Below are 22,522 nucleotides of genomic sequence, written 5' to 3'. Positions count from 1 at the left end.
CTTAGTTGTTGTTGTCGCGGCTCTTGATGGCTTGAACGATGCGGGCAACCGCCTCGTCCACCGGCACCTGGTTGTCCTGGCTGCCGTCGCGGAAGCGGAAGGACACCGCGTTGGCGTCGGCATCCTCACCACCGGCGATCAGCACAAACGGGATCTTTTCCTTGGAGGCGTTGCGAATCTTCTTCGGGAAACGATCCGAGGAGTCATCCAGCTCCACACGCACGCCGGCGGCCTTGAGCTTGGCGACGACCTCGGCGAGGTAGTCGTTGAAGGCTTCGGCCACCGGAATCGCGCGCACCTGGACCGGGGCAAGCCAGGCCGGGAAGGCGCCGGCGTAGTGCTCGGTGAGCACACCGAGGAAGCGCTCGATCGAACCGAACTTGGCGGCGTGGATCATCACCGGTTCCTGGCGGGTTCCATCCGCGGCCTGGTATTCCAGTCCGAAACGCGCAGGCTGGTTGAAGTCGTACTGCACGGTGCCCATCTGCCAGGTGCGGCCGATGGCGTCCTTGGCCTGGACCGAAATCTTCGGGCCGTAGAATGCGGCGCCGCCCGGATCGGCAACAAGCTCAACACCGGATTCGGTAGCCACGCGCTCAAGGACGGCAGTTGCCTCTTCCCACTGCTCATCCGAGCCGATGAACTTGTCCGACTGGGGATCGCGGGTTGAAAGCTCCAGGTAGAAGTCGTCCATGCCGAAGTCCTTGAGCAGGGAGAGCATGAAGTTCAGCAGGTGCTCAACCTCGGAAGGGGCCTGTTCCTTGGTGACGTAGGAGTGCGAATCGTCCTGGGCGAAACCGCGCACGCGGGTCAACCCGTGGACCACACCGGACTTCTCGTAGCGGTAGACGTGGCCGAACTCGAACAGGCGCAGCGGCAGTTCGCGGTAGCTGCGTCCGCGGCCGCGGAAAATCAGGTTGTGCATCGGGCAGTTCATGGCCTTCAGCCGGTATTCCTGGCCCTGCTTGGTGATGTTTCCGTCTTCGTCGCGCTCTTCATCGATGTGCAGCGCCGGGAACATGGTGTCCGCGTAGTACGGCAGGTGGCCCGAGGTGTGGAACAGCCCGTCCTTGGAGATGTGCGGGGTGCCCACGTACTGGAAGCCCTCTTCCACGTGGCGGTCGCGCACGTAGTCTTCCATCTCGCGCTTGATGATGCCGCCCTTGGGGTGGAACACCGGCAGGCCCGAGCCCAGCTCGTCGGGGAAGGAGAACAGGTCAAGCTCGGCGCCCAGCTTGCGGTGGTCGCGGCGCTCGGCCTCGGCCAGGCGCTCCTGGTAGGCCTTGAGGTCTTCCTTGGTTGGCCAGGCGGTGCCGTAGATGCGCTGCAGCTGCTTGTTTTTTTCGCTGCCCAACCAGTAGGCGGCGGCCGAACGGGTCAGCGAGAACGCGTTTTTGATCAGCTTGGTGTTCGGCAGGTGCGGGCCGCGGCACAGGTCCTTCCAGACGGTTTCCCCGCTCTTGCGGTCGACGTTGTCATAGATGGTGGTTTCGCCGGCGGCCACCTCAACGGTGACACCCTCGCCGGAGGTATCGGCCGAGTCGGCCTTGGCCAGCAGCTCGCACTTGTACGGCTCGTTGGCCATTTCCGCCTTGGCTTCCGCAGGGGTTACCTCGCGGCGCGCGAAAAGCTGGTTCTGGTTGACGATCTTAAGCATCATCTTTTCCAGCTGCTTCAGGTCTTCGGGGGTGAATGGCTCATCCACGTCGAAGTCGAAGTAGAAACCGTCGGTGATGTAGGGGCCGATGCCGAGCTTGGAATCCGGGCGCAGCTGCTGCACCGCCTGGGCCATCACGTGGGCGGTCGAGTGGCGTAACACCTCCAGACCTTCGGGATCGGCGATGGTTACCTGGGTGACGGTGCTTCCGGCTTCGAGTTCGCGGGACAGGTCTCGCAGTACGCCGTCGACGTGCATCACTACCACGTCTTTGTCCTTGGCGAAGAACTGCAAACCGGTTGTCCCCGCGTCCACCTGTACCTGCTCGCCGTCGATGGTGAGAGTCAGCTGCTCGCTCATGAGATCGGGTTCTACCTTTCAATCTGTGATGGCTTCATAGCTTGTGGCATACCTTGGCCACAGCCAGCCAGAATCCAGTTTAGTTCAGCATTCCCTTTGCCACCGGCTCACTTCGGCTTTTGTGTCGAGTCTGCGGCCGACTGTGACCCGTTTAACAGCTCATCGGCCGAGAGGAGGCTCGAATAGTGCCAGAGCTTGCGCTCCGCGGGCGGCTGCGAGCTGGCGATCTTTCCGTTTTTTTGATCTTCACGGAACCCGGGGATCACCTCATCGAGCCGGCGCTGGAGTTCCTGGCGCTCATCTTCGGTCAGCATGAGGTTGCTGGTACTCAACTGGGCCAGGTCCACCATGGGTTCCTCGGTGCCGTACCAGCGCTGGGCGTGCCGCAAGGCGGCCTCAAGGCGCCGGGATTCATCATGGATGACCTGATCGAGGTAGGCGTTCATGGCGGTGGCCGACCCGTCTTTGCCGCGGCCGCCGGGCAGGCCGGTGGTGTAGCCGGGGGCGGCCGGTCGCCACACGCGGTCGCGTTTGTCGCGGGCGAGTTCCGGGGCTTCCTCGATCATCTCCGCCTTGGCAAGCTCGCGCAGGTGGAAACTGACCTTGTTGGGCGCGATCCCCAGCAGCTCCCCGATATCCGAGGCCCGCCCGGTTCTCATGGCGGCCAGCGCATCAAAAATCTGTCGGCGCAGCGGATTTGCCATCGCCTTGAGCATGGGGGTGGTGAATGTGACATTCGACTGTGGTTGAGCCATGAACCCAGCATAACAATTGTTCAATTTAAGTTGCGCAATTTCTATTGCGCAACTTTATTTGCGGGTTTATGGTTGGTGCATGTCCTCGAACCAGACTCCCCTGCTTCAGCCGCCCGCAGACACCACCGGCGCCCAGCGGCTGCCGGCCTTGCGGCGCCAGCGCAGCTACCGGATCTGGTGGGTCGCAGATACCACGGCCCTGCTGGCCGGCGGCATCTATTCCTTCGTTCTCCCCCTGATCTTGCTGGCGCTGACCGGTTCGCCGGTACAGGCAGGAACACTGGCGGCCGTGGGACTGGCCGCACGGGCCAGCCTGACGCTGCTCGGCGGCTCCGTGGCCGACCGTTCCGACCGGGCGCGCATGATGCTGTCCGGAGGGATTTGCGGCGCGACGCTCACCTCGGCACTGGCAGTGGCAAGCATCAGCGGGTCGCTGAACGTCGCGGTTTTGTGCGTTGCCCACGTGCTCATGGAATTGCGTGGAGGCTACTTCGGCACGGTCACCAATGCGGCGCTGAAGGACGTGGTCCATCCCAAGCAACTGGGACGAGCCATGGCGGCAAACCAGGGGCGCGATTCGGTGCTGATGCTGGGCGCTGCCCCGCTGGGCGGGCTCCTGCTCGGACTGGGCGCAGCATTTGCCTTGATTGCCGTCAGCTTCCTGCAGCTGCTCGCTGCCGCTTCGGGCTTCGCGCTGCGCGGGCCGTTGCGCGCGGCTGAGGCCGGCTCCAATCCCATGGAAAACTCCCCTGCCGGCAGCGCGCCGGTCTCCCCCGGGATCACTGCGGGCATGCGGTGGTGTTTTGCCAGGCCGCAACTGCGCAGCCTGCTGATCTTGATCACCGTCATCAACATCGGGACCAACGGGCTGAACACGACGTTGATCTACGGCCTGCAACAACGCGGCGAGAGTCCTTGGGTGATCGGCTTGGTCTCCACGTTCATGGGACTGGGGATGTTTGCCGGGTCCTTGTTCGCGGGAAGGCTGATCGAGCGGTTCCGTACCGGCGTGCTCGCCTGCAGCTGCCTGAGCGTTCTGGGTGGCGCCATGCTGCTGATGGGATTCAACACCAACCTCATGTGGCTTGGCGCCATGTTATTGATCGCCTACCTGAGCGTCCCCGCGCTCAATGCGTCGGTCGGAGGCTATTTCATGGCGGTGATCCCGCGGGAAATGGCAGGTCGGGCCAATTCGTTGATCATGTTCATGGCTTTGGCCGCTCTGCCGCTGGCCCCGTTTCTCACCGGGCTTGGCCTGCAATGGCTGGGCATGGGTCCAACCCTGCTGTTCTTCAGTTCCCTGGTGATCCTTTCAACCATCGCCGCATGGTGCTCAAAGCATGTGCGCGGCATCCCGCATCCGGATCACTTGATCAGTGAACCGGCGAGCGCAGGTGAGCAGTCGCCTGCAACTTTCAAAGCAACAGCGGATCTGGGGTCCGTGGACGTTGCGCCGAGGAATATTCAAGGAGAAGTGAGCATGAAAAAGCATCCGGAGTCACCCTCGAGAGTACTTTCTCGAGTCGGTTTATCGCGTGTTCCAAGTAGCGAGCAGCGCCATCATCACGCGCCGCGAGATATTGATCAAGAGTTCCGGGCTCAGCGGGGGCGCAATTTGTCGGTGCCGCGTAACGAGCAGTGGATCTACTTGTAGTCCGGTGAGGTGGTTTCTGTGGTGCGGTTTGAGGCGCGGAACAGTCGGATGACTCCCGTGAGCGTTATGAGTATGAGTCCTGAGCCGGCTACGGCGACGATGCGTCCGCCGATAGGTGAGAAGTGCACTGTGGTTGTGCCCGCAAAAAGCACACTGACGCAGAGCCCGACCCAGACCAAGAGGCGTTCGCCTTCCCTGTAGAGTGCTTGCGCGTTGTTCTCGGTCAGGGGTGCTGGATAGTTCATGATCCTTGGTTTGGTGGAGACCCAGGACAGGAGTGTTTGCACCAGTACTTGCAGGAGAGCTAGCCACAGCACACTGGTTTTTGGTCCGAAGGAGTCCGCTTCGCCGCGAAAGTTGAAGTGTGTCGGAACGGTCGCTGGCATGTTCGAGTAATTGACCAACAACGTAATGACAGCACCAGCGGTCACAACGATCCCGGTAATCCGTAAGGCAGCAGTTACTGCGCCGGTTTTGTAAGTGCGGGGCGGGCGTTTATCCAACATGAGTTTTGTGCTCCGGATGTTTGACCAAGTGGATGCCACTTTCCAGTCTACCGGCAGTTCTGCGCGATTTGTTTTGGCGGCTCGTTGCTATCTTGCGCCCTGGCATTGCCTCGGCGGTTCGTTCGCGTTCGGCAGTGTTCCCACCATTTTGGACATTTGCAGTGATGAAGATTAGTGGGCACCCTTAGCCATAGAAGAATCAGTGATATGTCGACGATGTGTAGTCTGTTCTGGTTGACTTGGCTAATGCCACAGCTGATTCAGCCCGTATTTTTGCCAGGACACCTTGCTCGCAACGCTCAACCGGTTTTATTGAATGGTGATTTACAGCTACGTCCATGGTTGGCCGCAAATGCAACGGTTATTGAGGAAGCCTTCGTTGATCCTGCTATCGTCCAATGGCACGGACGAACCATGAATGCAACGGAAGCTCACGCTTGGGTACTGCATTGGGAAGACCGCTGGAAAAACGAGTCCGGAGCCGGTTGGGCGATCACCCTTCATGGTGAAATTGTAGGACAGGTGAGTTTACGCCGCATCGATTTGTCAGCAGGTTCTGCCGAGATTTCCTATTGGATACTGCCGAGTGCACGTGGGCGTGGTCTCGCCGCGAAGGCATTGCTTACTCTTACTGCATGGGCATTTGAGACAATCGGTATTCATCGTCTCGAACTTTCGCACTCCGTAGATAATCCGGCGTCATGCAAAGTCGCGCAAAAATGTGGTTATCTCCATGAAGGCACCAAGCGCAAACAAGCTCTTCACGTGGATGGTTGGCACGATATGCATCTGCATGCGCGACTTTCCTCGGACAGTATGTAGGTAAAAGAAATATGTGGGGCATGAGATCGTTTCAAACTGGCAAGCGATAAGAATTCGATCTCCTTGTGCAGTGAAACAGTGTGAGGTTCAGTGCCCTATTTCTTCGGTGTGAGTTTTCGTCTCTTCCCTAGTGGAGGCGTGCTAGCAGAACTTCAATGGAGTTTGCGATTTCTGCGACTGGTTGGCATGCGTCAAGTTCGGCTGTTGCGCCCCGTCGGAGGATTGGTTCGATGCTTTGCTTATCTGCGGCGATTTGTGATTGCTGCTCTCTGGTTTTGCCGTAGTTGTTGTTGGTTCGGGTTTTGACTCTTTGCATGAGTATCGCCAGCGGCGCGCTGAGCAGGATCACATGGTCGAAGTGGTCATAGAAGTTTCCTTGGTTTTCTACAGTTCCGCTGATGATCAGCTCGTGGTTGTGTGCCAGGAGTTCTTTCATGCGGTGTTCGTCCCAGGTTCCGTCGGGTAGCGTCCATGGTCCGTAGTCGGTGTCTACGGTGTTGTATCCGCGTGCCTGCAACTCGGCGAGTACTGTGCTCTTGCCTGTTCCGGACATTCCGGTAAGTAGAACTATGGCCATGTAGCCAAGGTAGCAATGTTGACCTTGGGGTGTTCAGGAAGTTTCTTCGTCGGGCCTGGGGTGATGGGACTCGCTGCATCTCGGTGAAGACTTGCTCCCAGTGGGGCGAATGGTTGGCTTGGGGTACTGCGGTCCTGTGTAAATTGCGGTGCCAGCGCAGCTACCGCATCTGGTGAGTTGCCGGCGGCACCGAGGCGCGGCATCATCATTCGTCACTCCTCTGGCAAGAAGAGCTTCGTTTACGACGAGAATGCGAGCTGTCCACGGTGTGTAACGAGCAGTGGATCTACTTTTAGGTGGCTTCTTGGCAAGTGGCCTTCGAGCGCGGGACAGTATGTTCAACCGCTGGGAAAATGATCGCCGGGCTCTCATTCTTTGCGATGGCGAGGTCGCTACTACCGGCCTACCGGTAATCCGAGCCGACCTCTGGGGTAGGCCGGGAATGAAATGTGGCGGCTGATTGCTGGATTAGTTATGAACATCGACACCATCCCCATCGTGAAGATGGACGGAACCACGACCAGTCTGTCCGACTACTCGGGGAAGGTCATCCTCGTGGTAAATGTTGCTTCCCGCTGTGGCCTCGCTCCCCAATATGCCACCCTTGAAGCACTTCAACGCACCTACAAGGACCGTGGCTTTACCGTTCTGGGTTTCCCTAGCAACCAATTTCTTCAGGAATTGGGCAGTAACGAGGCGGTTGCGGAATTCTGCTCCACCACCTACGGGGTGAGTTTTCCCGTATTCGACCGTATACGCGTCAACGGTAGGAATGAGCACCCACTGTATACGGAGCTGAAAAAGACACCAGATGCCGCAGGGAAAGCGGGCCGCGTGAGCTGGAACTTTGAGAAGTTCTTGATCCTGCCGTCCGGCGAAACTATGCGTTTCCGCCCGCGGACCGTACCGGATGATCCGTCCATCATCGCGGCCATAGAAGCCAACCTGCCCGTCTAAGGAAGATCGCCACTTGAGCATTGCCCATGCCTTGTGTCAGGCATGGGCAAATTCATGCGCACGGGATCCCTGGCCCCAGAGCGCGGAGGCCGCCCAATCATGTGGCGCCCTGATATGCGAGACCAGCCATTGGAATGCACACTTTCTATACCGAATTTTTTGCCCTCTTCCCGGGCGCATCGGCACGACCTAGGCTGGGTGCATGACTAATCCAGCCCCACCCACCATCAATGCCATCACCCTTGGCGTGCGCGACGTGAGCTCTTCGCTGAAGTTCTACACCGAGGGGCTGGGCTTCGCCCTGGTCCAACCGGCCCACCCGGAGATCGCATTTGTGCGCGCTGGGCACGGGCTGATGCTCGCGCTATGGGACGTGTCTCAAATGCCCAGCGAGTACGGCAACGTGGGACACGGCGATAAGGCTCCTCCCCTCTCCCTCGGACACAACGTCCACAGTGACGAAGACGTTGAGCACCATTACCGGCGAGCACTGGAGGCCGGTGCGAGCTCGGTGTCGGCGCCGACGGTGCAGCCGTGGGGCGGGATGAGTGCGTGCGTGGCCGATCCTGACGGGTTCCGTTGGGATTTTGTGCATAATCCGTCGTTTGTGATTGATGTGGACGGGCATGTTTCGTCGGTGTAGCTAGGCGCCGCGTTGGTCCAGGCCTTCGGCGTTCATGCGTTGGGCGAGTTCGCTGACGCTTTCTCCCCCGGGGACTGCGTTGCCCAGTTTCGGCCGGTAGCTGGCTCGCGGGCGGGCGGCGTTTTCCAGGTAGCCGGTTTCCGGCAGGGTTTCGGGCTGGTGCAGGTCCCAGGCGTTGAGCGCCTGCAGTGAGATGCCGCGGGGTCCGGTGCGTCGGGTGACACCGTGGATGAGCAGCATGCGGGTGGAGAAGAGCAGCGGTCCGGTGCGTTGCTGGGTGTCGTCGAAGAAGGTGGCGTCGATGCAGCCGGTGCCGTCGTCTACGGAGATGAAGACAACGCGTTTGCCTCCGCGCATGGGCGGGGTTTGGGTGGCGACGCGTACCCCTGCGACGAGTACCTCGGTTCCGTTGCGCAGGTGCAGCAGTTCGATTGCCTGGGTGATTGGCAGGTGGGCTAGGCGTTGCCGGTAGGAGGTCATGAGGTGTTCGCTGGCGTCCAGGTGCATCAGGTCGAGTTCGGTGCGGATGATGTCTGCGGGTTCTAGCTCCGTTCCGGTGGTGGCGATGTGTTCGATTTGCCCTAGGTCGAAGGTGAGTTGTCCGGGGCCTGGGCGGTATTTGGCGGGAAGGCTGGTGCGGGCCATGGACTGGGTGTGGGCGATGGTGTCCGCCCGGTTGGTTCCGGAGAGCAGCGAGTCGAATACGCCCAGCGCGGCGAGGTTTTGGTAGGTGCGGCGGGACAGCCCGGCGCGGTCTCGCACGTCGGCGAGGTGTTCGTAGGGTTGTCCGGCGACGAGGCGTTCAACTTCTCGTTCGCTCATCTGGTGGATGTCGCGGAAGGCCAGGCGGACCCCGTAGCGTCCGGGGCGCAGGGTTCCCGGGGCGCGGGGCACGGCGGGGGTGGCAGCCGGAGCTGATTCGAAAGTTTGTTCTACTCGGTAGTGTCCGGTGGAGCGGTTGATGTCCAGCGGGAGGATGGGGATGCCCATTCGTCGTGCCTCGGAGACCAAAAGCCGTTTGGGGTACATGCCCGGGTCGTGCTCCCAGATGCCGGCCAGGAAGGCTTCGGGGTGGTGGGCCTTGAGCCAGGCCGAGTGGTAGGTGGGCACGGCAAAGGCCGCCCCGTGGGCTTTGCAGAAGCCGAAGGAGCCGAAACCGGCCAGCACCTTCCAGACCTCGTCGATGGTCTGCTGGCTGTAGCCCTTGGCGGTGGCGTTGGTGCGGAAGTAGTGCTCGACCGCTGGTTCCTGGGCGGGGTTGCCCAGGTGGCGGCGGTAGACGTCGGCCATGCCCAGGGTGCAGCCGGTCATCACGTGCAGGATGCGCAGCACCTGTTCGTGGAAGACGGTGACTCCGTGGGTTTCGGCGAGTGCTGGTTTCAGGTCTGGGTGCAGGAACTGTTCGGGGGCGAAGCCGTGGCGGTGTTCCAGGTAGGGCTTAACCATGTTCGATTGCATGGGGCCGGGGCGGAACAGGGAGATGTCGATGATCAGGTCGTTGAATTCGGTGGGGGCGAGTTTGCCGATCAGTTCGCGTTGGCCCGGGGATTCGATTTGGAAGCAGCCCAGGGTGTGGGTGGAGCGGATCAGCTCGAAGGTGGGTGCGTCATCCAGCGGGACGCGGGCCAGGTCGATGTGTCCGGTAGGTTCGATGTAGCTGGTGGTGGTGTGTCCCCCGGCGCGGGCTACCGTGGCGGCATCGGGGTGCAGGCGTTTGATCTCCTCCAGGGTGTAGGCGATAGCTGACTGCATGCGCACCCCCAGTACGTCGAGTTTGATCAGCCCCATGAGGTCCATGTCGTGTTTGTCGAATTGGCTCATGGGCAGGGCGATGCCAGAGGGCTGGACCGGGGTGCGGTCCAGCAGTGTGGCGTCGGAGAGGATGACGCCACAGGGGTGCATGGAGATGTGCCGAGGCAGCCGGTCCAGGCGTTCGGTGGCGTCGATGAGGATATCCAGCTGGGAGTCGTCGGTAATCCGTTCGGCCAGCGCGTTCAGCTCCGGCTTCTCGGCGAGCGCCTCCCGGAAGGAGGAGGCGGAGAAACGCCAGAGCTGCTTGGCGATCTCATCCACCTGTTCCTGCTCGATGCCCAGCGCGGCTCCGGCGTCGCGGACCGCTCCCCGGGCGCGGTAGGCGTTCTGCATGCTCATCAGGCTGACCCGTTCTTCCCCGAAGCTGGTGAAGATCTTGCGGTAGATCTCGTGGCGGCGCGCGGATTCCACGTCGATGTCGATGTCCGGCAGCGTGGTGCGGGTGTCGGAGAGGAACCGTTCGAAGACCAAGTCGTGTTGCAGCGGGTTCACCTGGCTGATGCCCAACAGGTAGTTGACCAGCGAGGAGGCTCCGGAGCCGCGGGCGGCGACGCGTACCCCCATGCCGGTGATGAGGTTGACGGTTTCGGCGACGGTGAGGAAGTAGCCGGCGAAGTCCAGTCGGCCAATGACTCCCAGCTCCAGGGCGAGCTGCTTTTCGACGGTGGTTCGGTCTTGGGTGGGAAGCAGTGTGTTGACCGCGCTGTAGACACGTTCGGTGAGTTCCTGCATGGCGGGGCGGTGTAAACCCAGCACCGAGGCTTCGGGGATCACCGGCTGCTTCCACCCCATATCGGTGTGTGCATCCAGCGCCGCCCAGTCAGCCAGATCTTCGGTATAACGCAGGAGCTTGCGCGCCCACGATCGTTCAGTGACCCGGGCGAGATCCTGGGCCAGTTGGTGCATCTGTGCCGGCGTTTTCAGCCAGCCCTGTCCGGTGGGTTGCAGTTCATCCAGCGCCTTCAGGCTGTGCAGCACCCGGGCTGAGTCCAAGATATCTGCGGTGACCGCGCCGTCGGGGTCTGCATAGCGCACGGCATTGCTCAATACGGGGGTGATGCCCAGCTCGCCGGCAAAGCGAAGCAGTTTGCTGGCGAATCCCAGGCTGTAACGCTTGCCCGGCGCGGAGAGGTGGGTGGTGATTTCCGCGCGCAGCCACGGGCCAGCAAGTTTTTTCCACTGCGCCAGCAGCGTGCGGGCCTGCTGGAATTTGCCGGCTTCAATAGCTTTCGAAACGTCGGACTCCGCTCCGACAAGCACCACGAGGCCACCCTGCGCCAGTCGCGTGGCAAGTTCGGCCCGATTCAACCCAATCACTCCGCGCGGGTTTTGGTGGGCCGCGGAGACCGCGCGGCACAGCGCCGCATGCCCGCGCCCTTGCACATGTCCCTTGGCGAGCAGGATGATCCGCCCATCCGGCTTCCCCGCATCGTCGAGCACCGCCACATTGACACCGAGAATTGGCCGCAACCCCTCGGCCAGGCAGGCGGCAACGTGTTTGACCGCGCCAAACAGCCCGTCCCTATCGGCGAGCGCTAAGGCGTCGGCGCCCTGCGCACGGGCGGTTGCCGCCAGCTGCGCCGGGCTGGAGACGCCGTAGTGCGGGCTATAGGAGGACGTGACATTCAGGTGGGTAAAGCTCATGATCCGGGTCCTTCGAAACTGCTGGGAATACCATTAGAACAAAGTTTCGAAGATTAAGCATTTAGTTCCACTCAGGCACTGATGGGCATGTCCCGATTCACTCGAACAAGCCGCCATTGCGTGGATTGCGGGTCAAAACTCACGTCAATGCTCTGCGTAGATCCACGGCCTGCCGCTGGGGTGATCTCCAGCCGCCACATCTCGTAATCCACCATGCCTGCACCAACCCCATGAGGTACACGCAGGTTTTCGTCCCACCACTTGCGGCGCTCGAACCAGCGCTGCGGCTCGGCAACCAGCCGATAGTCGCAGCCCTGCCAGGAAACCCGCAACGGCACCCCATTGGGTGCGCAGGAAACCTGGATAGATTCGGTAAACATGCCCACGAGTAGCTCCTTCAACCCTGCTGGATCAATTCTATTCGAACACGTATTCGAACAACAGCTACGCTAGTCAGTGCGACGGACAGTTTAGGTTGGGCACCCAGGAGCCTGGAGACGTGGCACGGGCAGACGCCTCCATGCAAAGCTCATGGACAGCCCTAGAATAACTACGGGGAAAGCAGCTTCGCACTTAAAAACAAACCCGCTTGCGCAGGTAGCACGCCTGCATAACTCCAAAAATTGGCTCATCCCCGAAAGTTCAGGGCTAATCAATGCCAGCAAAGTCCAAACGATCCGGCCATTAGGAAATGACTAGTCCTCGCTGTGGCGCGGCTGAGCGCACCAAAAGTGAACATACCGACCTCGAACGGAGTGATGTCTCCCATATGTCGGTTACCACATCGGCACCGATCCGGGCCGAAATGAATTCGCGGACGTCGTCGAGCTCGGCGGCGTCGATTTTGTAGCACTCACCATTGCCATTCACAAACCAACGTCAACCATCAATAGTGAAAGTGCAAGGCGTTACCATACCCGAGAGTCGGACATTCCATTCGATTCCTTCAAGCAACATCGGCCAGCCGAGGTTGGAGCTTCCACGCATGCGGTATCAACCCCCAAGTTTCGGAACATCCATGTCTTGGAATGAAGCCTCGTCGCATTGGTCTCATAATTGATGTGGACTTCGGCACCGAAACAACGAACCAACTCATCAATAGCGTGGCGCCCATATGAGTAGTGATGATGACTCACGTTGCAGTTCCATAAGCTTCTGGGGCCCGAAAGTATCTCTTTGGTGTTCCCAATGAGGTCGAAAATCTTGTTGATCAACCGGATTTTCGACTTTGGAGTGATCATGTCCAGCCGTATTTAAATCGCATGTCTGAGAAAGCCAGCTAGCTAGCTCGCCTAAAGCATTCTCGTCCTTGACCGGTTCAACCGGCTGCTTATAGTGGGTCAACTACTGCAGTCGGCCAGCCAGATGGTCGGTAATCAGACGCTCGAAGATTCCTTCGCCCAAGTCGACATGGCTTTTTTGTTTCAGCAAAGTCCATGTTGCCGTGGCTACTGGAAACTGGCATTCGTTCGGGGTTCCCGCAACTATTGATGGACAGTCCAGAATTCCACAATTTTTGAGAAATTAGTTGCTTTGTACAGGTGCTCACCTTCGAATCAAGTTTTTGCGCCATCGGAACCTAGTCTGGATCCTTCGTAACGGATGACTCACCGCAACCCTGACATCGAAATTTTGACGGTTAAATACGTTGAAAACTCAGGGAACCCCGATTCCCAGTCGCCCCGCCCGCAAAACCGACCTTGTCGGGCGACGCAGACGCTACGCTTAGGTCATGTCACCGCACCGGGTCGGGTACGCCCGCATCTCCACCAACCAACAGGACCTCTCCACTCAGCAGGCTCGCCTCAAGCCACTCGGGGTCCCGGGCAGCCTGGTCTACGTCGCCCGTGGCCTCACCGGCAGGAAGTGCGAACGCCCTAGACTCCAACAGCCCCTCGCCGCCTGCCATGCCGGAGACTCCCTAGTGGACATCCAGTTGAACCGACTTACCCGATCCCAGCCCGACGCCTACGACATCGTCGAGAGCCTCACCAAGCGCAACATCAAGCTCAGCCTCGACGGAACCAACCACGACCCCTTCGGCAAGCTGCTCTTCAACGCCCTATCCATGGCCGCTGAATTCGAATCGGACCTCATCCAGACCCGCACCAGCGAAGGCGTGCAAATCGCCAGGGCCAAAGGTAAGTTCCGCGGCAAGCAATCCAAGCTCTCCCCCACCCCGGAAAAACACCTCGTCGCATTCCATCATGGCGAACAACATACCAGCGCAGAAATCGCCGACCTCTCCGGAATCGCACTGAGCACGGTATACCGCATTGTCCAACGCACACCAGACGAACCGGGCAAGGCTGGTCCACAGGTTCAGGGGCCAATCCAAAACAACGAGTTGCCAGCGTGAGCGCACTGCCTGGCGGTGCCGCGGATAAGCTCGGAAATCAATTCGAAACCTGGTGGACCATCAACAGGATTTCGTCTCTCCTGCGGGGTGAAGCTTCGAGCATGCGCCTAGAGCCACCAGGGGATGAAGGCGAAGGGATCGAGTTTTGGATCGACGAGGGCGGAGTTCGATGGTGTGAACAGGTCAAGCATGTTCCCTCCACCAGAAACTGGACAATCGGCGTACTGAAGGAACGCAAAGTTCTTTCACGCATACAGAATCATCTAGCGAACGGCCACAAGGTCCGCTTGGTGCTCTCGACGCCGGGAGCAGATATAGAAGACCTGACTTCACGTGCACGCGACTCGGAAGACCTCGAGGAGTTCCACAAGATCGCGACAGGTCCCTCCCAAGAGCATTTTCAGGCTCTCGCCGCTCATTGGGAAGTATCCCCTGGCACAGCTTGGACGTACCTACGAAATCTCCACATCGAACACCACACCGAACACACCCTAGAACCGCTGGTGCGTTCAAGGATTGAACAACTGCTCAGCGGCAACCCCGCCGTCGCAATGAACGAACTCGCCGGTTGGCTGACCTCCCAACTGCATCAAACCATCACCGGACCATCTGTCTGGGACCAGCTAAAGGCACAGGGATTCGAACGGCGCCTCCTCGTCGATGACCCAAACGCTTTGAAATCCCTGCTGTCCACCGTTGAACGGCACCGCCGGAAAGTTTCACAGCTGAAACCAAGCTCCATTCTGACCGATCAGAATCGGATAGATTCCGTTATTGACTGGCTCATGTCCGCTGAATCGGAGGGACAGCAGATCCTCCTGCTACATGGGACAGCCGGCAGTGGTAAATCGACCCTTGTTGACGCTGTACTGAGGAACCTTAACACGATGGGCTGGTACTCTGCCGTATTGAGCATGGACAAGACGCTCCCAGACGTTCATACCTCCAATGCTTTGGGTAGGTCTGCAGAACTCGTTGCTTCGCCCGCTGTCCTCCTTGCTGGGGTTTCGAATGGCACTCCCGCGGTTCTGTTTATTGACCAGCTAGACGCGGTTGCCACATACAGCGGCCGAATGCAGGACAACTATGACTCGATAGACGAAGTACTCTCTGAGGCGACTGCGAATCCTAACCTGCGGATCGTCCTCGTCATTCGAACCGTCGACCTACTCAAGGACCCAAGATTGGGCCGGCTTCGATCCGACAAACACCGGGTCGCAGAACTGAAGATAGGACCCTTCACTCCTGCTCAAGTTGCAGATGCGCTGGGACGGTCCGGAGTGGCCCCCAACACCGTGGACGCCGACACAATGAAGCTGTTGGAAGTCCCCCTCCATTACGCGGTCTTCAGCCAGCTCGATATGGTCAACAAATCGACGTCCTTCTCGACGCTTCCCGACCTTTATGAGAGGTTCACCGAACAATTTCTGAGGGACACTCGAGCCCGTGTCGGGTCCATGAACTGGCATTCGATCAGCGGCCCCTTGGTCTCATACATGAGTGAGAACGAGGCGCTCCGGGCTCCTGCGTCCGTGCTGCACTCAGCCGACCCTTTCGAGGTTGACGGACTCATTTCATACGGAATCCTGTTCAAAGAGCGCTCGTCCATCTCGTTCTTTCACGAGACCTACTTCGACTACCTCTTTGCCGAGGGATTCATTGCCAGCAGTGGGAACCTGGAGGCTTTCCTTTTGGAATCCGGTCAGGCGTTGTTCAGGAGGGGCCAAACGCGCCAGGTTCTTGAATACCTAGCCAAGACAGACCGTCCGAAATTCCTGCACACCGTAATCCGCCTCCTGACCAACAACTCGATCCGTTCCCACCTGCTGGACATACCTCTCGTCCTGTTACGACAGTTCGATGCACGAGCCGACGATTGGCGCGCACTCAGAAGCCTGGCTTTCGGAACCACTCGACGATCTCACCAATTGCTGGCCCTTCTCTCGGAACCTGCGTGGTTCGATGCAGCGGACGCAGTTGGTGACTGGGAGATTATGTTGGCCGACCAGGACAAGCTCGCACTCGTGGCGGACCATCTCTCGTGTGCCGCACGTGTCCGGCCTAAACGCGTCGCCGACCTAGTTCGGCCATATCTGGGTATAAAGGGCCACTGGAAATCCATCTTTTCCGCACTTCTGTCGCGATCGCTCTCCCCTGCTTTGGTTCCTTTGGCTGTCGAACTGCTCGAGGGAGGTCACGTCGACGGCGTGCGAGGCTCGATGTCGGTCAACAGTGACTTCTTGACGATCCTTTACACCCTGTCCGAAGATGCGCCATCCGAGGCGGCCCGAGTCATGGGCGCATACCTGCGCCGCGCAACTTACATGTCAGCGCTCGAGGGTGTCGCGGACCCTTTCGATGCTGACCACCTGCCAAACACCTTGTCTTCAGGGGGCGAAGAAGTCATTTCAAGGATCGCTTCCGGATCACCGGAGCAATATCTGCATGAAGTACTACCGTTTGTCACGAATATTCTGCAAAAAACCGCCAAGTCTGGTGTGGAATTTGACCTCCGGCGCGGAACTCGGTGGAATTACCGATACCCCGGGCGGCCGTTGGGCATCGACAAGGCGCTCTTCTCCGGCTTAGATACAGCACTCCATTCCCTGCAAGAAGGACGTTTGCCCGAGCTGCTTGACTACATCAGACCTCTCATGGAAAGCGACATCGAGGAACTTCGGTTCCTGTCCTGTCGCGCCCTCAACACGAGTAATCTGGCCGACATAGCCGCCCAATGGCTGATCTCAGATCCAAGAAACCTGGAGCTGGGATATGCATCCAGTAGCCGCTGGTCGTCCCGCGAACTTGTCGAAACCGCGACAAAGAACTGCACTCCGAAGCTCTTAGAACAACTGACCGAAATCCTTATCAACTACTACCCGTGGTATGAGCGAAGCGCTCACGAACGGTCGTATTTTGGCCGTGCCCAGTTTGAGCTGCTGACAGCCATCGATCCGGCTAAACGAAACAGAGATGCAATCCGCCGGATTCAGGAACTTGAGCGGAAATTCAAGCACTTGCCTTCGCCCCCGCAGCCGATCATTGCAAACTTTGCGGGTGCCCCGATCCCTCAAGCCGCGGCAGAATTTCTAACGGACCCTCAGTGGATCGGCGCAATTAGTACCCACGAATCCGATTCCGTCCAGTGGTCCCACAGCGATGGACCTAGGGGAGGCATTCGTCAGCTGTCTAGCCTTCTAGGTGAACGGGCTGTGAAGGAACCCGAGCGTTTTGCAAGATTAGCGATGGAACTGGACAATCCTATCCATGCTGGCCACATAGGCGCCATATTGCGTTCTGTAGCCGGCAAAATCCCTATTGATCTCCTCATCCAGTTGTGTGAACACGGACGCCAGGTCGCGGGTGAAAAAATAGGCCGGGACATCTGCTGGGCTGTCGAGACAGTTGCTTCAGAAGCCCCTGGTGCACTAGTCGAACTCGTGATCAATTGTTGTTCGGATGAGGACCCTGAATGCGATTCGGCGAGGACCAAGAACGCAACCGGGGACTACCTGTATGGCGGAGATCTTTCTTCTGCAGGTCTGAACTCTACACGGGGCGCCGCCGCAGTGTGTCTTGCTCGCATCCTTTTTGCTCAGCCGCACCTTTGCGAACAGCTTCTGAGCCCCGTCCGCGAACTGGCATCCGATCCGATAATGGCGGTCCGTGTTCGGAGCGCCGAGGCAATCCTCGCTCTGCTCAATACGCTGCCCGATCAGGCTCTGGAGATTGCGCAGGATATGTTCACAATGTCCCCTACGGATATTTTCAGCACATATGAATGCGCCGAACTGCTGAAACATGCGGTTCTCCGCCGTTCCTGTGACTTTGCGCCACACCTACTTCGCGCGCTCACTGCCGATGACGCCACAGCCAAACGAGCAGCATACCCCTGGATCGTTGCCTACATAAACGGTTCCATTGAGGATCCCGCACCCCATGAACTAAATAACCTAAGCGCCCCTGCCAGATACGGGGTTGCTGAGGCGCTCATCGGATCGCTGGAGGCTGCCCCAGAAATCGTGGCTCAACTGATGCATGACAGCGACGCTGATGTTCGCGAAGCTGCCGCCCGCGCTCTCTGGCGGATTCATGAAATCGACCAGCAGACCGCTGAGATGCTTGTGAAAGAGTTCATGGAGAGCTTGGCTTTTTCACAGCATGGAGGAAATCTGTTTGCCTCGCTCGAGGAAAGTACGACAGTGTTGCCTCCTTCAACCATTGACGCCTGCGAACGGTTCGTCAAATCCGAAGTGCCGGAGCCCGGCGGCACTAGGGTGAGACCGGCAATGGGCGGCTCGCACCTCGTGGCGGTGGTCCTTCGCCTGTACAAACAAGGAAGCGAAGACATCCGACGCCGCTGCCTCAATGTCATCGACCGGCTGTCCGATATGGACGCATTCGGCTTGGAGGGAGCCTTGGACCAAGAGAGGCTCTGAGCACATCTCAATCCGCCGGCAACAGTGCATCTGTCGCGTGTCTGGTTCGTTTTCAACGAATGACAGTGTCGCGGGTATATCCTCTCTTCATTATTCCGGGGTGAGGACTGGATGATATCCAATCACGTGTGATTCAGGGCAACAAGTTGATTAAGGCAGCGATATCTGACAACTGTGTAAACGGCAGCTCAATATGACGCGGAAGTTCCGAGACCGAAAAAATACTCGTGAAGTCACTGCTAAGACCGCCGCTGGCAACAAGAAAATACCTTTGTTACGCGCCACGAACAATGTGCACAAAGTCCACAATCTGCTATGCTGAATATATGGATAGTGGGAACTATAAGTCGTACATGAACGTCCGTGAGACCGCCCGGCTTCTGGGAGTTCACGAAAATACGATCCGCAACTGGGTAAAAGTCGGTGTGCTGATCTCCGCCCGAGTACCCGGTGCAACGTCCCACCGTTTTGCGCGAGAGGAAGTCCTGCGGGTGCAACGACAACGCGGAGAAACAACGTCGTCGGTAGCTCCAGCCCTACGCGTAGATAATCCCGAGCTTGTCACGGCCAACGCATTAAACTCATGGGCTGGAAGCGAGGACGCTAAAGGTGCCTTCCCTGAACTGATGCGCCGGCTTCTCTCAGTTACGCCTGGCATCAGCGGCCTTGAAGTACGCGCTCACGAAGGTATAGCCGCGCCTGGATGGGATGGAACAGCATCATCAACAGGTAGTCCTTACCTTCCAGCAGGTGAGTTGTTCTTTGAATTCGGGACCAGTCAGAGCCCAAAGTGGAAAGCGCAGAGCGACTATGACAAGCGTGAAGCGACACAGTCGAAAGACAGCAATGCAATTTTCGTCTTCGCTACGCCACGAAATTGGGCAGGCGCGAGCGTTTGGGCATCCGAAAGAGCAGTTGACAGCACCTTCGTGGATGTCAAAGCGATCGACGCGCACGTACTTGAAGGGTGGCTTCAGGCAACACCCTCTGTTCACATCTGGATCTCGGAACGTCTCGGCTACCGGCCACGTGCCGCGCGAACGATCGAACGTTGGTGGCTGGAATTTCAGGCCCAGACAGATCCGCCTTTGCCATCGACCTTCCATCTCGCAGGTCGCTTGAACCAGGCCGAGGAGCTACATACTCAACTAACTGGCATTGCTGATTACGGTACGATCACTATCCAAGCTCCTTGGCGAGACGAAGCGCTTGCCTTCGTCTATGCAGCGCTTGAAATGTTCGACGACCTGATTAATCGTACAATCCTGGTTAATGACTCAGTCGCTTGGGATCGCCTCAAAGATTCAAACGTTCCGCTGGTATTGATACCACTCTTTAGGGATGGATTGAATCTTGGAGCCGCCTTGGAACGGGGCCACCGAGTCGTCCTTGTCGCTGATCCGAACGATTTAGTTCGTAGCTCCAAGAAAATCTCTCTGAACAAGATTGATTACTCCCCCGCCTGCGAGGCCTTGAAGATCAAAGGTGCAGATTCAAACAAGGTAGGAGCGATGGTTTCGCTGGCTCGGCGAAGCATGCCAGCCCTCTTCAGGTCCATTGCGCGAGAACCTCGTTTGGCTGCCCCTGATTGGGTTGCTCGACCCGAGTGGGCGTCGATTTTTGGCCCCCTCGTTTTGATCGGCTCTTGGTCGAACCAAGATGGTGATCTGAACATTCTTGAAAAATTGACAGGGCACAATCGAGAGGACATAGAGCGACTCCTCAAGAGCTTGGCCAGCCGCGCGGATGCACCATTCGTCTACTCCGGGGGTGTTTGGCGCCTCACCTCTCCCGTCGAGGCGGCGCTACTTCTTCTTCCTCGAATCACCACCAGCGATCTAGCGCGATGGGCTGAAGCGGTCCCTGAAGTCCTGCTTGATGCTGATCCGTTCAATGGCATGGACTCACCTGCTAGATTGACCGCGAATATTCAGGGGATCCATCCAAAGTATTCGAAAATTCTACAGAAGGGACTTGCTGCGGGTCTAGCGCTCGCTGCCGCCAGCGATGCGGAGCTCCCTTCGGAAATCGCCATGCAGAACCGTGTCGACAGTATTGTTCATGGTCTCCTCGAAACCGCAAACTCGGACATCAGCGGTCAGATCTGGCAGGGTTTAGCGCATGTGCTTCCAAACCTTGCTGAGGCAGCCCCCGAGGTCTTTCAAGATGCCGTCGGTCTAGATCTCGAGCGAGAGAATCCTGTCCTTCGCAACATGTTCCAAGACCGTGAGTCGAATGCGTTCGGCTCTTCGTCGCCACACCCGAACCTTCTCTGGGCAATCGAGGCTTTGTGCTGGTCGCCCGCCTATTTCGGACGTGCCGCAGACTTGCTGGCTCGGCTAGCGTCGATTGATCCAGGAGGCCAGCTCAGCAACCGGCCCATTGAAAGCCTGCAAAATTTGACGTTGGGCTGGTGCGTGCAAAGCGGTGCCAGTGTAGATGACAAGCTCACCATTATCGAGCGCTTCCTTGCACGTGAGACAGATATTGGCTGGAAGCTCATCATGGGCGTCTGGCCCAGTCAGCATTCGGTTGCCTTCCCTCCGCATGCTCCCGCCTATCGCGACTGGGCACCTGCCAGGCAAGCAGTTTCATACGCGGATTGGGGACGCTATATCCAGGAGATCACCAAGTTGGCGGTGGCCACAGCAGATAACAATCCAGAACGCTGGCGTGACCTCATCCCGAAAATTGATGAGTTGCCCCTCCAAGAGCGCAAGAACGTCATTGCGGTACTCGGCAAAGCCGTTCATGACGCCGTCTGGACAACCGACGAACGTTTCGCCGTATGGGAGGTTCTCAACGCCGAAGCAGACCGCCATGAAGAATATTCCGATTCGGAGTGGGCTATGCCTACAGATGACGTTGCATTGTTCCGTTCGATTGCTCGCAAGCTTAAACCGACCCAAGATGCTCGGCGTTTCTCGGCACTCTTCGATTGGAACGCTCGGGTACCCGGCTACAAATTCGGAGACGACGGATTCGAGGCTGCGCTCAATCATATGCAGCAGGAAGCGCTCGAGGAAGTCCTATCGCGCGGTCTAAAGGAGCTGGAGTCGCTCATCGTCGATGTAAAGATGCCGCATGCGGTCGGGCATCAACTAGCGGCCAAAGACGACGCACCTGAGCCAGAGATTCTCGGTTGGATGGACTCGGACGAATCAAATTTGCGACAGGCCGCTATTTCTTTTGCCAGCGACAAGATACGCGTCGGCGGCATCGCTTGGTTGAATGATGCACTTGGTTGCCCGGCTTTGGCATCTGCGGTTGCACAGGAACGGTTAATGGCCGCGGTGCCACTTTCGCGAACATATTGGACCAAGATCGCTTCCTTCGAAAAAAACCTCGAAGCGGCATATTGGCGCCATGCACAGCACTTCCGAGTCTCGAGAGACGAACGACCGGAAGCTATTCACCAATTCCTGGAACATGGGCGCCCGTGGGAAGCCACCGCACTCTTGAGCGCGATGCTGAAAGACAACAATAACCCCGAGATCAACCTTATCAAGGAGGTCTTCAGTGCTTTACGTGTTGTAGTGGAGCCGATTCAAGACGTCACGATGAGTGGCTACTACGTAGGGCGGCTACTGGAATACATGGAGCAGCACGTTCCTGATGACTCCGAACTTCCCGGCTACGAGTTCTTCTTCTTTGAACTGCTGAATGAGCACCGACCTTCCGAAGCCCTCTACCGAGCTCTCTGCAACGACCCGACAGACTTCGTCAACATGCTCAAGTTGCTTTTCCGCGGCGAGGGCGAATCGCACCGAACACTGACATCCCAAGAACAGGCGATCGCCCAAAGATCGTTCAGTGTGCTACACGAGTGGCGTAGACTACCAGGCCTGCGCGACGATGGAACCATCAATGCAGGAAAACTGACCAAGTGGGTTCGATCGGCACGACTTGCTCTTTCGGATTGTGGCCGGGGATCAATTGGTGACGAACAGATTGGCCAGATCCTCGCTTCAAGCCCGGTCGGCACAGATGGCGTATGGCCCGCTGAACCTGTGCGCGAGATCATCGAAAACGTCGGCAACGCTCGTATCGACACGGGCTTGCACATCGGGAAGACCAACCAACGCGGAATTACGACACGAGGGATGTTCGACGGGGGCGATCAGGAACGTGCTCTCGAGAAGGAATACAGCGACATGGCAGCCAAAATTTCGACTCAATGGCCCCGAACCGCGCGAATGCTTCGAGGCATCGCCAACAGTTACCAGCTGGAGGCTCGCCGGCACGATGCCGAAGCTGAACGTATGGGCGATGACGGATAGTCAGCAGGTGCGGGGATCAAAATACATTCACTGTGCAAGCGGGTAAACCGTGTCGTC

Annotated in this window: 13 protein-coding genes; 7 read left to right on the top strand and 6 right to left on the bottom strand. The window is 58.4% G+C overall.

Annotation, left to right across the window (positions count from 1 at the left end):
* Position 1: 1 nt before the first annotated feature.
* Together thrS and ACIOWL_RS12710 are read right to left on the bottom strand one after the other, a co-directional pair.
* Complete coding sequence (thrS, locus tag ACIOWL_RS12715; protein ID WP_400385530.1) at positions 2-2,017, bottom strand: threonine--tRNA ligase; 2,016 nt, start codon at positions 2,015-2,017, stop codon at positions 2-4.
* 107 nt (positions 2,018-2,124) lie between these two features.
* Positions 2,125-2,772, bottom strand: a complete 648-nt coding sequence (locus ACIOWL_RS12710; RefSeq protein WP_400385528.1) for a helix-turn-helix domain-containing protein — start codon at positions 2,770-2,772, stop codon at positions 2,125-2,127.
* Between the two features lie 79 nt (positions 2,773-2,851).
* Between ACIOWL_RS12710 and ACIOWL_RS12705 the strand changes: the two genes are divergently transcribed.
* Positions 2,852-4,426 carry an MFS transporter gene (locus ACIOWL_RS12705; RefSeq protein WP_400385525.1) on the top strand — a complete coding sequence of 525 codons (1,575 nt, stop codon included), beginning with the start codon at positions 2,852-2,854 and terminating at the stop codon, positions 4,424-4,426.
* Here the strand turns inward: ACIOWL_RS12705 and ACIOWL_RS12700 are convergent.
* Positions 4,417-4,932 carry a DUF1648 domain-containing protein gene (locus ACIOWL_RS12700; RefSeq protein ID WP_400385523.1) on the bottom strand — a complete coding sequence of 172 codons (516 nt, stop codon included), beginning with the start codon at positions 4,930-4,932 and terminating at the stop codon, positions 4,417-4,419. The two genes, ACIOWL_RS12705 and ACIOWL_RS12700, sit on opposite strands and share 10 nt — an antisense overlap.
* Positions 4,933-5,178: 246 nt before the next feature.
* On the opposite strand from ACIOWL_RS12700, the gene ACIOWL_RS12695 reads away from it, so the two are divergent.
* Complete coding sequence (locus ACIOWL_RS12695; protein WP_400385521.1) at positions 5,179-5,754, top strand: GNAT family N-acetyltransferase; 576 nt, start codon at positions 5,179-5,181, stop codon at positions 5,752-5,754.
* Positions 5,755-5,881: 127 nt separating this feature from the next.
* On the opposite strand, the gene ACIOWL_RS12690 is transcribed toward ACIOWL_RS12695, so the two are convergent.
* Positions 5,882-6,331, bottom strand: a complete 450-nt coding sequence (locus ACIOWL_RS12690; protein ID WP_400385520.1) for an AAA family ATPase — start codon at positions 6,329-6,331, stop codon at positions 5,882-5,884.
* A 474-nt stretch (positions 6,332-6,805) separates the two neighbouring features.
* Between ACIOWL_RS12690 and ACIOWL_RS12685 the strand changes: the two genes are divergently transcribed.
* On the top strand, positions 6,806-7,288 hold the full coding sequence (locus tag ACIOWL_RS12685) for a glutathione peroxidase (RefSeq protein WP_400385518.1): 483 nt from the start codon (positions 6,806-6,808) through the stop codon (positions 7,286-7,288).
* Between the two features lie 202 nt (positions 7,289-7,490).
* A complete protein-coding gene (locus tag ACIOWL_RS12680) occupies positions 7,491-7,931 on the top strand; it encodes a VOC family protein (RefSeq protein ID WP_400385516.1) in 441 nt (146 codons plus the stop codon).
* Here ACIOWL_RS12680 and ACIOWL_RS12675 read toward each other — a convergent pair whose 3' ends face one another.
* Together ACIOWL_RS12675 and ACIOWL_RS12670 are read right to left on the bottom strand one after the other, a co-directional pair.
* On the bottom strand, positions 7,932-11,387 hold the full coding sequence (locus ACIOWL_RS12675; protein ID WP_400385513.1) for a DNA polymerase III subunit alpha: 3,456 nt from the start codon (positions 11,385-11,387) through the stop codon (positions 7,932-7,934). It lies immediately after the preceding gene.
* 71 nt (positions 11,388-11,458) lie between these two features.
* A complete protein-coding gene (locus ACIOWL_RS12670; protein ID WP_400385510.1) occupies positions 11,459-11,767 on the bottom strand; it encodes a hypothetical protein in 309 nt (102 codons plus the stop codon).
* 1,352 nt (positions 11,768-13,119) lie between these two features.
* Between ACIOWL_RS12670 and ACIOWL_RS12665 the strand changes: the two genes are divergently transcribed.
* From ACIOWL_RS12665 to ACIOWL_RS12655, 3 genes are all read left to right on the top strand, one after another.
* Positions 13,120-13,746 (top strand): recombinase family protein, encoded by a 627-nt coding sequence (locus tag ACIOWL_RS12665; RefSeq protein ID WP_400385508.1) that lies wholly within the window; start codon positions 13,120-13,122, stop codon positions 13,744-13,746.
* Positions 13,743-18,185, top strand: coding sequence for an AAA family ATPase (locus tag ACIOWL_RS12660; protein WP_400385507.1), 4,443 nt, complete (start codon positions 13,743-13,745; stop codon positions 18,183-18,185). Before ACIOWL_RS12665 ends, ACIOWL_RS12660 begins: the two co-directional genes overlap by 4 nt.
* 326 nt (positions 18,186-18,511) lie before the next feature.
* The gene (locus ACIOWL_RS12655; RefSeq protein ID WP_400385504.1) at positions 18,512-22,465 is read left to right on the top strand and encodes a helix-turn-helix domain-containing protein; all 3,954 of its coding nucleotides are present in this window, start codon (positions 18,512-18,514) and stop codon (positions 22,463-22,465) included.
* The last annotated feature ends 57 nt before the right edge of the window (positions 22,466-22,522 follow it).

This window comes from Glutamicibacter sp. NPDC087344 (assembly GCF_044744225.1).
Lineage (GTDB): Bacteria > Actinomycetota > Actinomycetes > Actinomycetales > Micrococcaceae > Glutamicibacter.
Note: the sequence above shows the minus strand (reverse complement) of the source record. Positions and strands in the feature narration are given on the sequence as shown.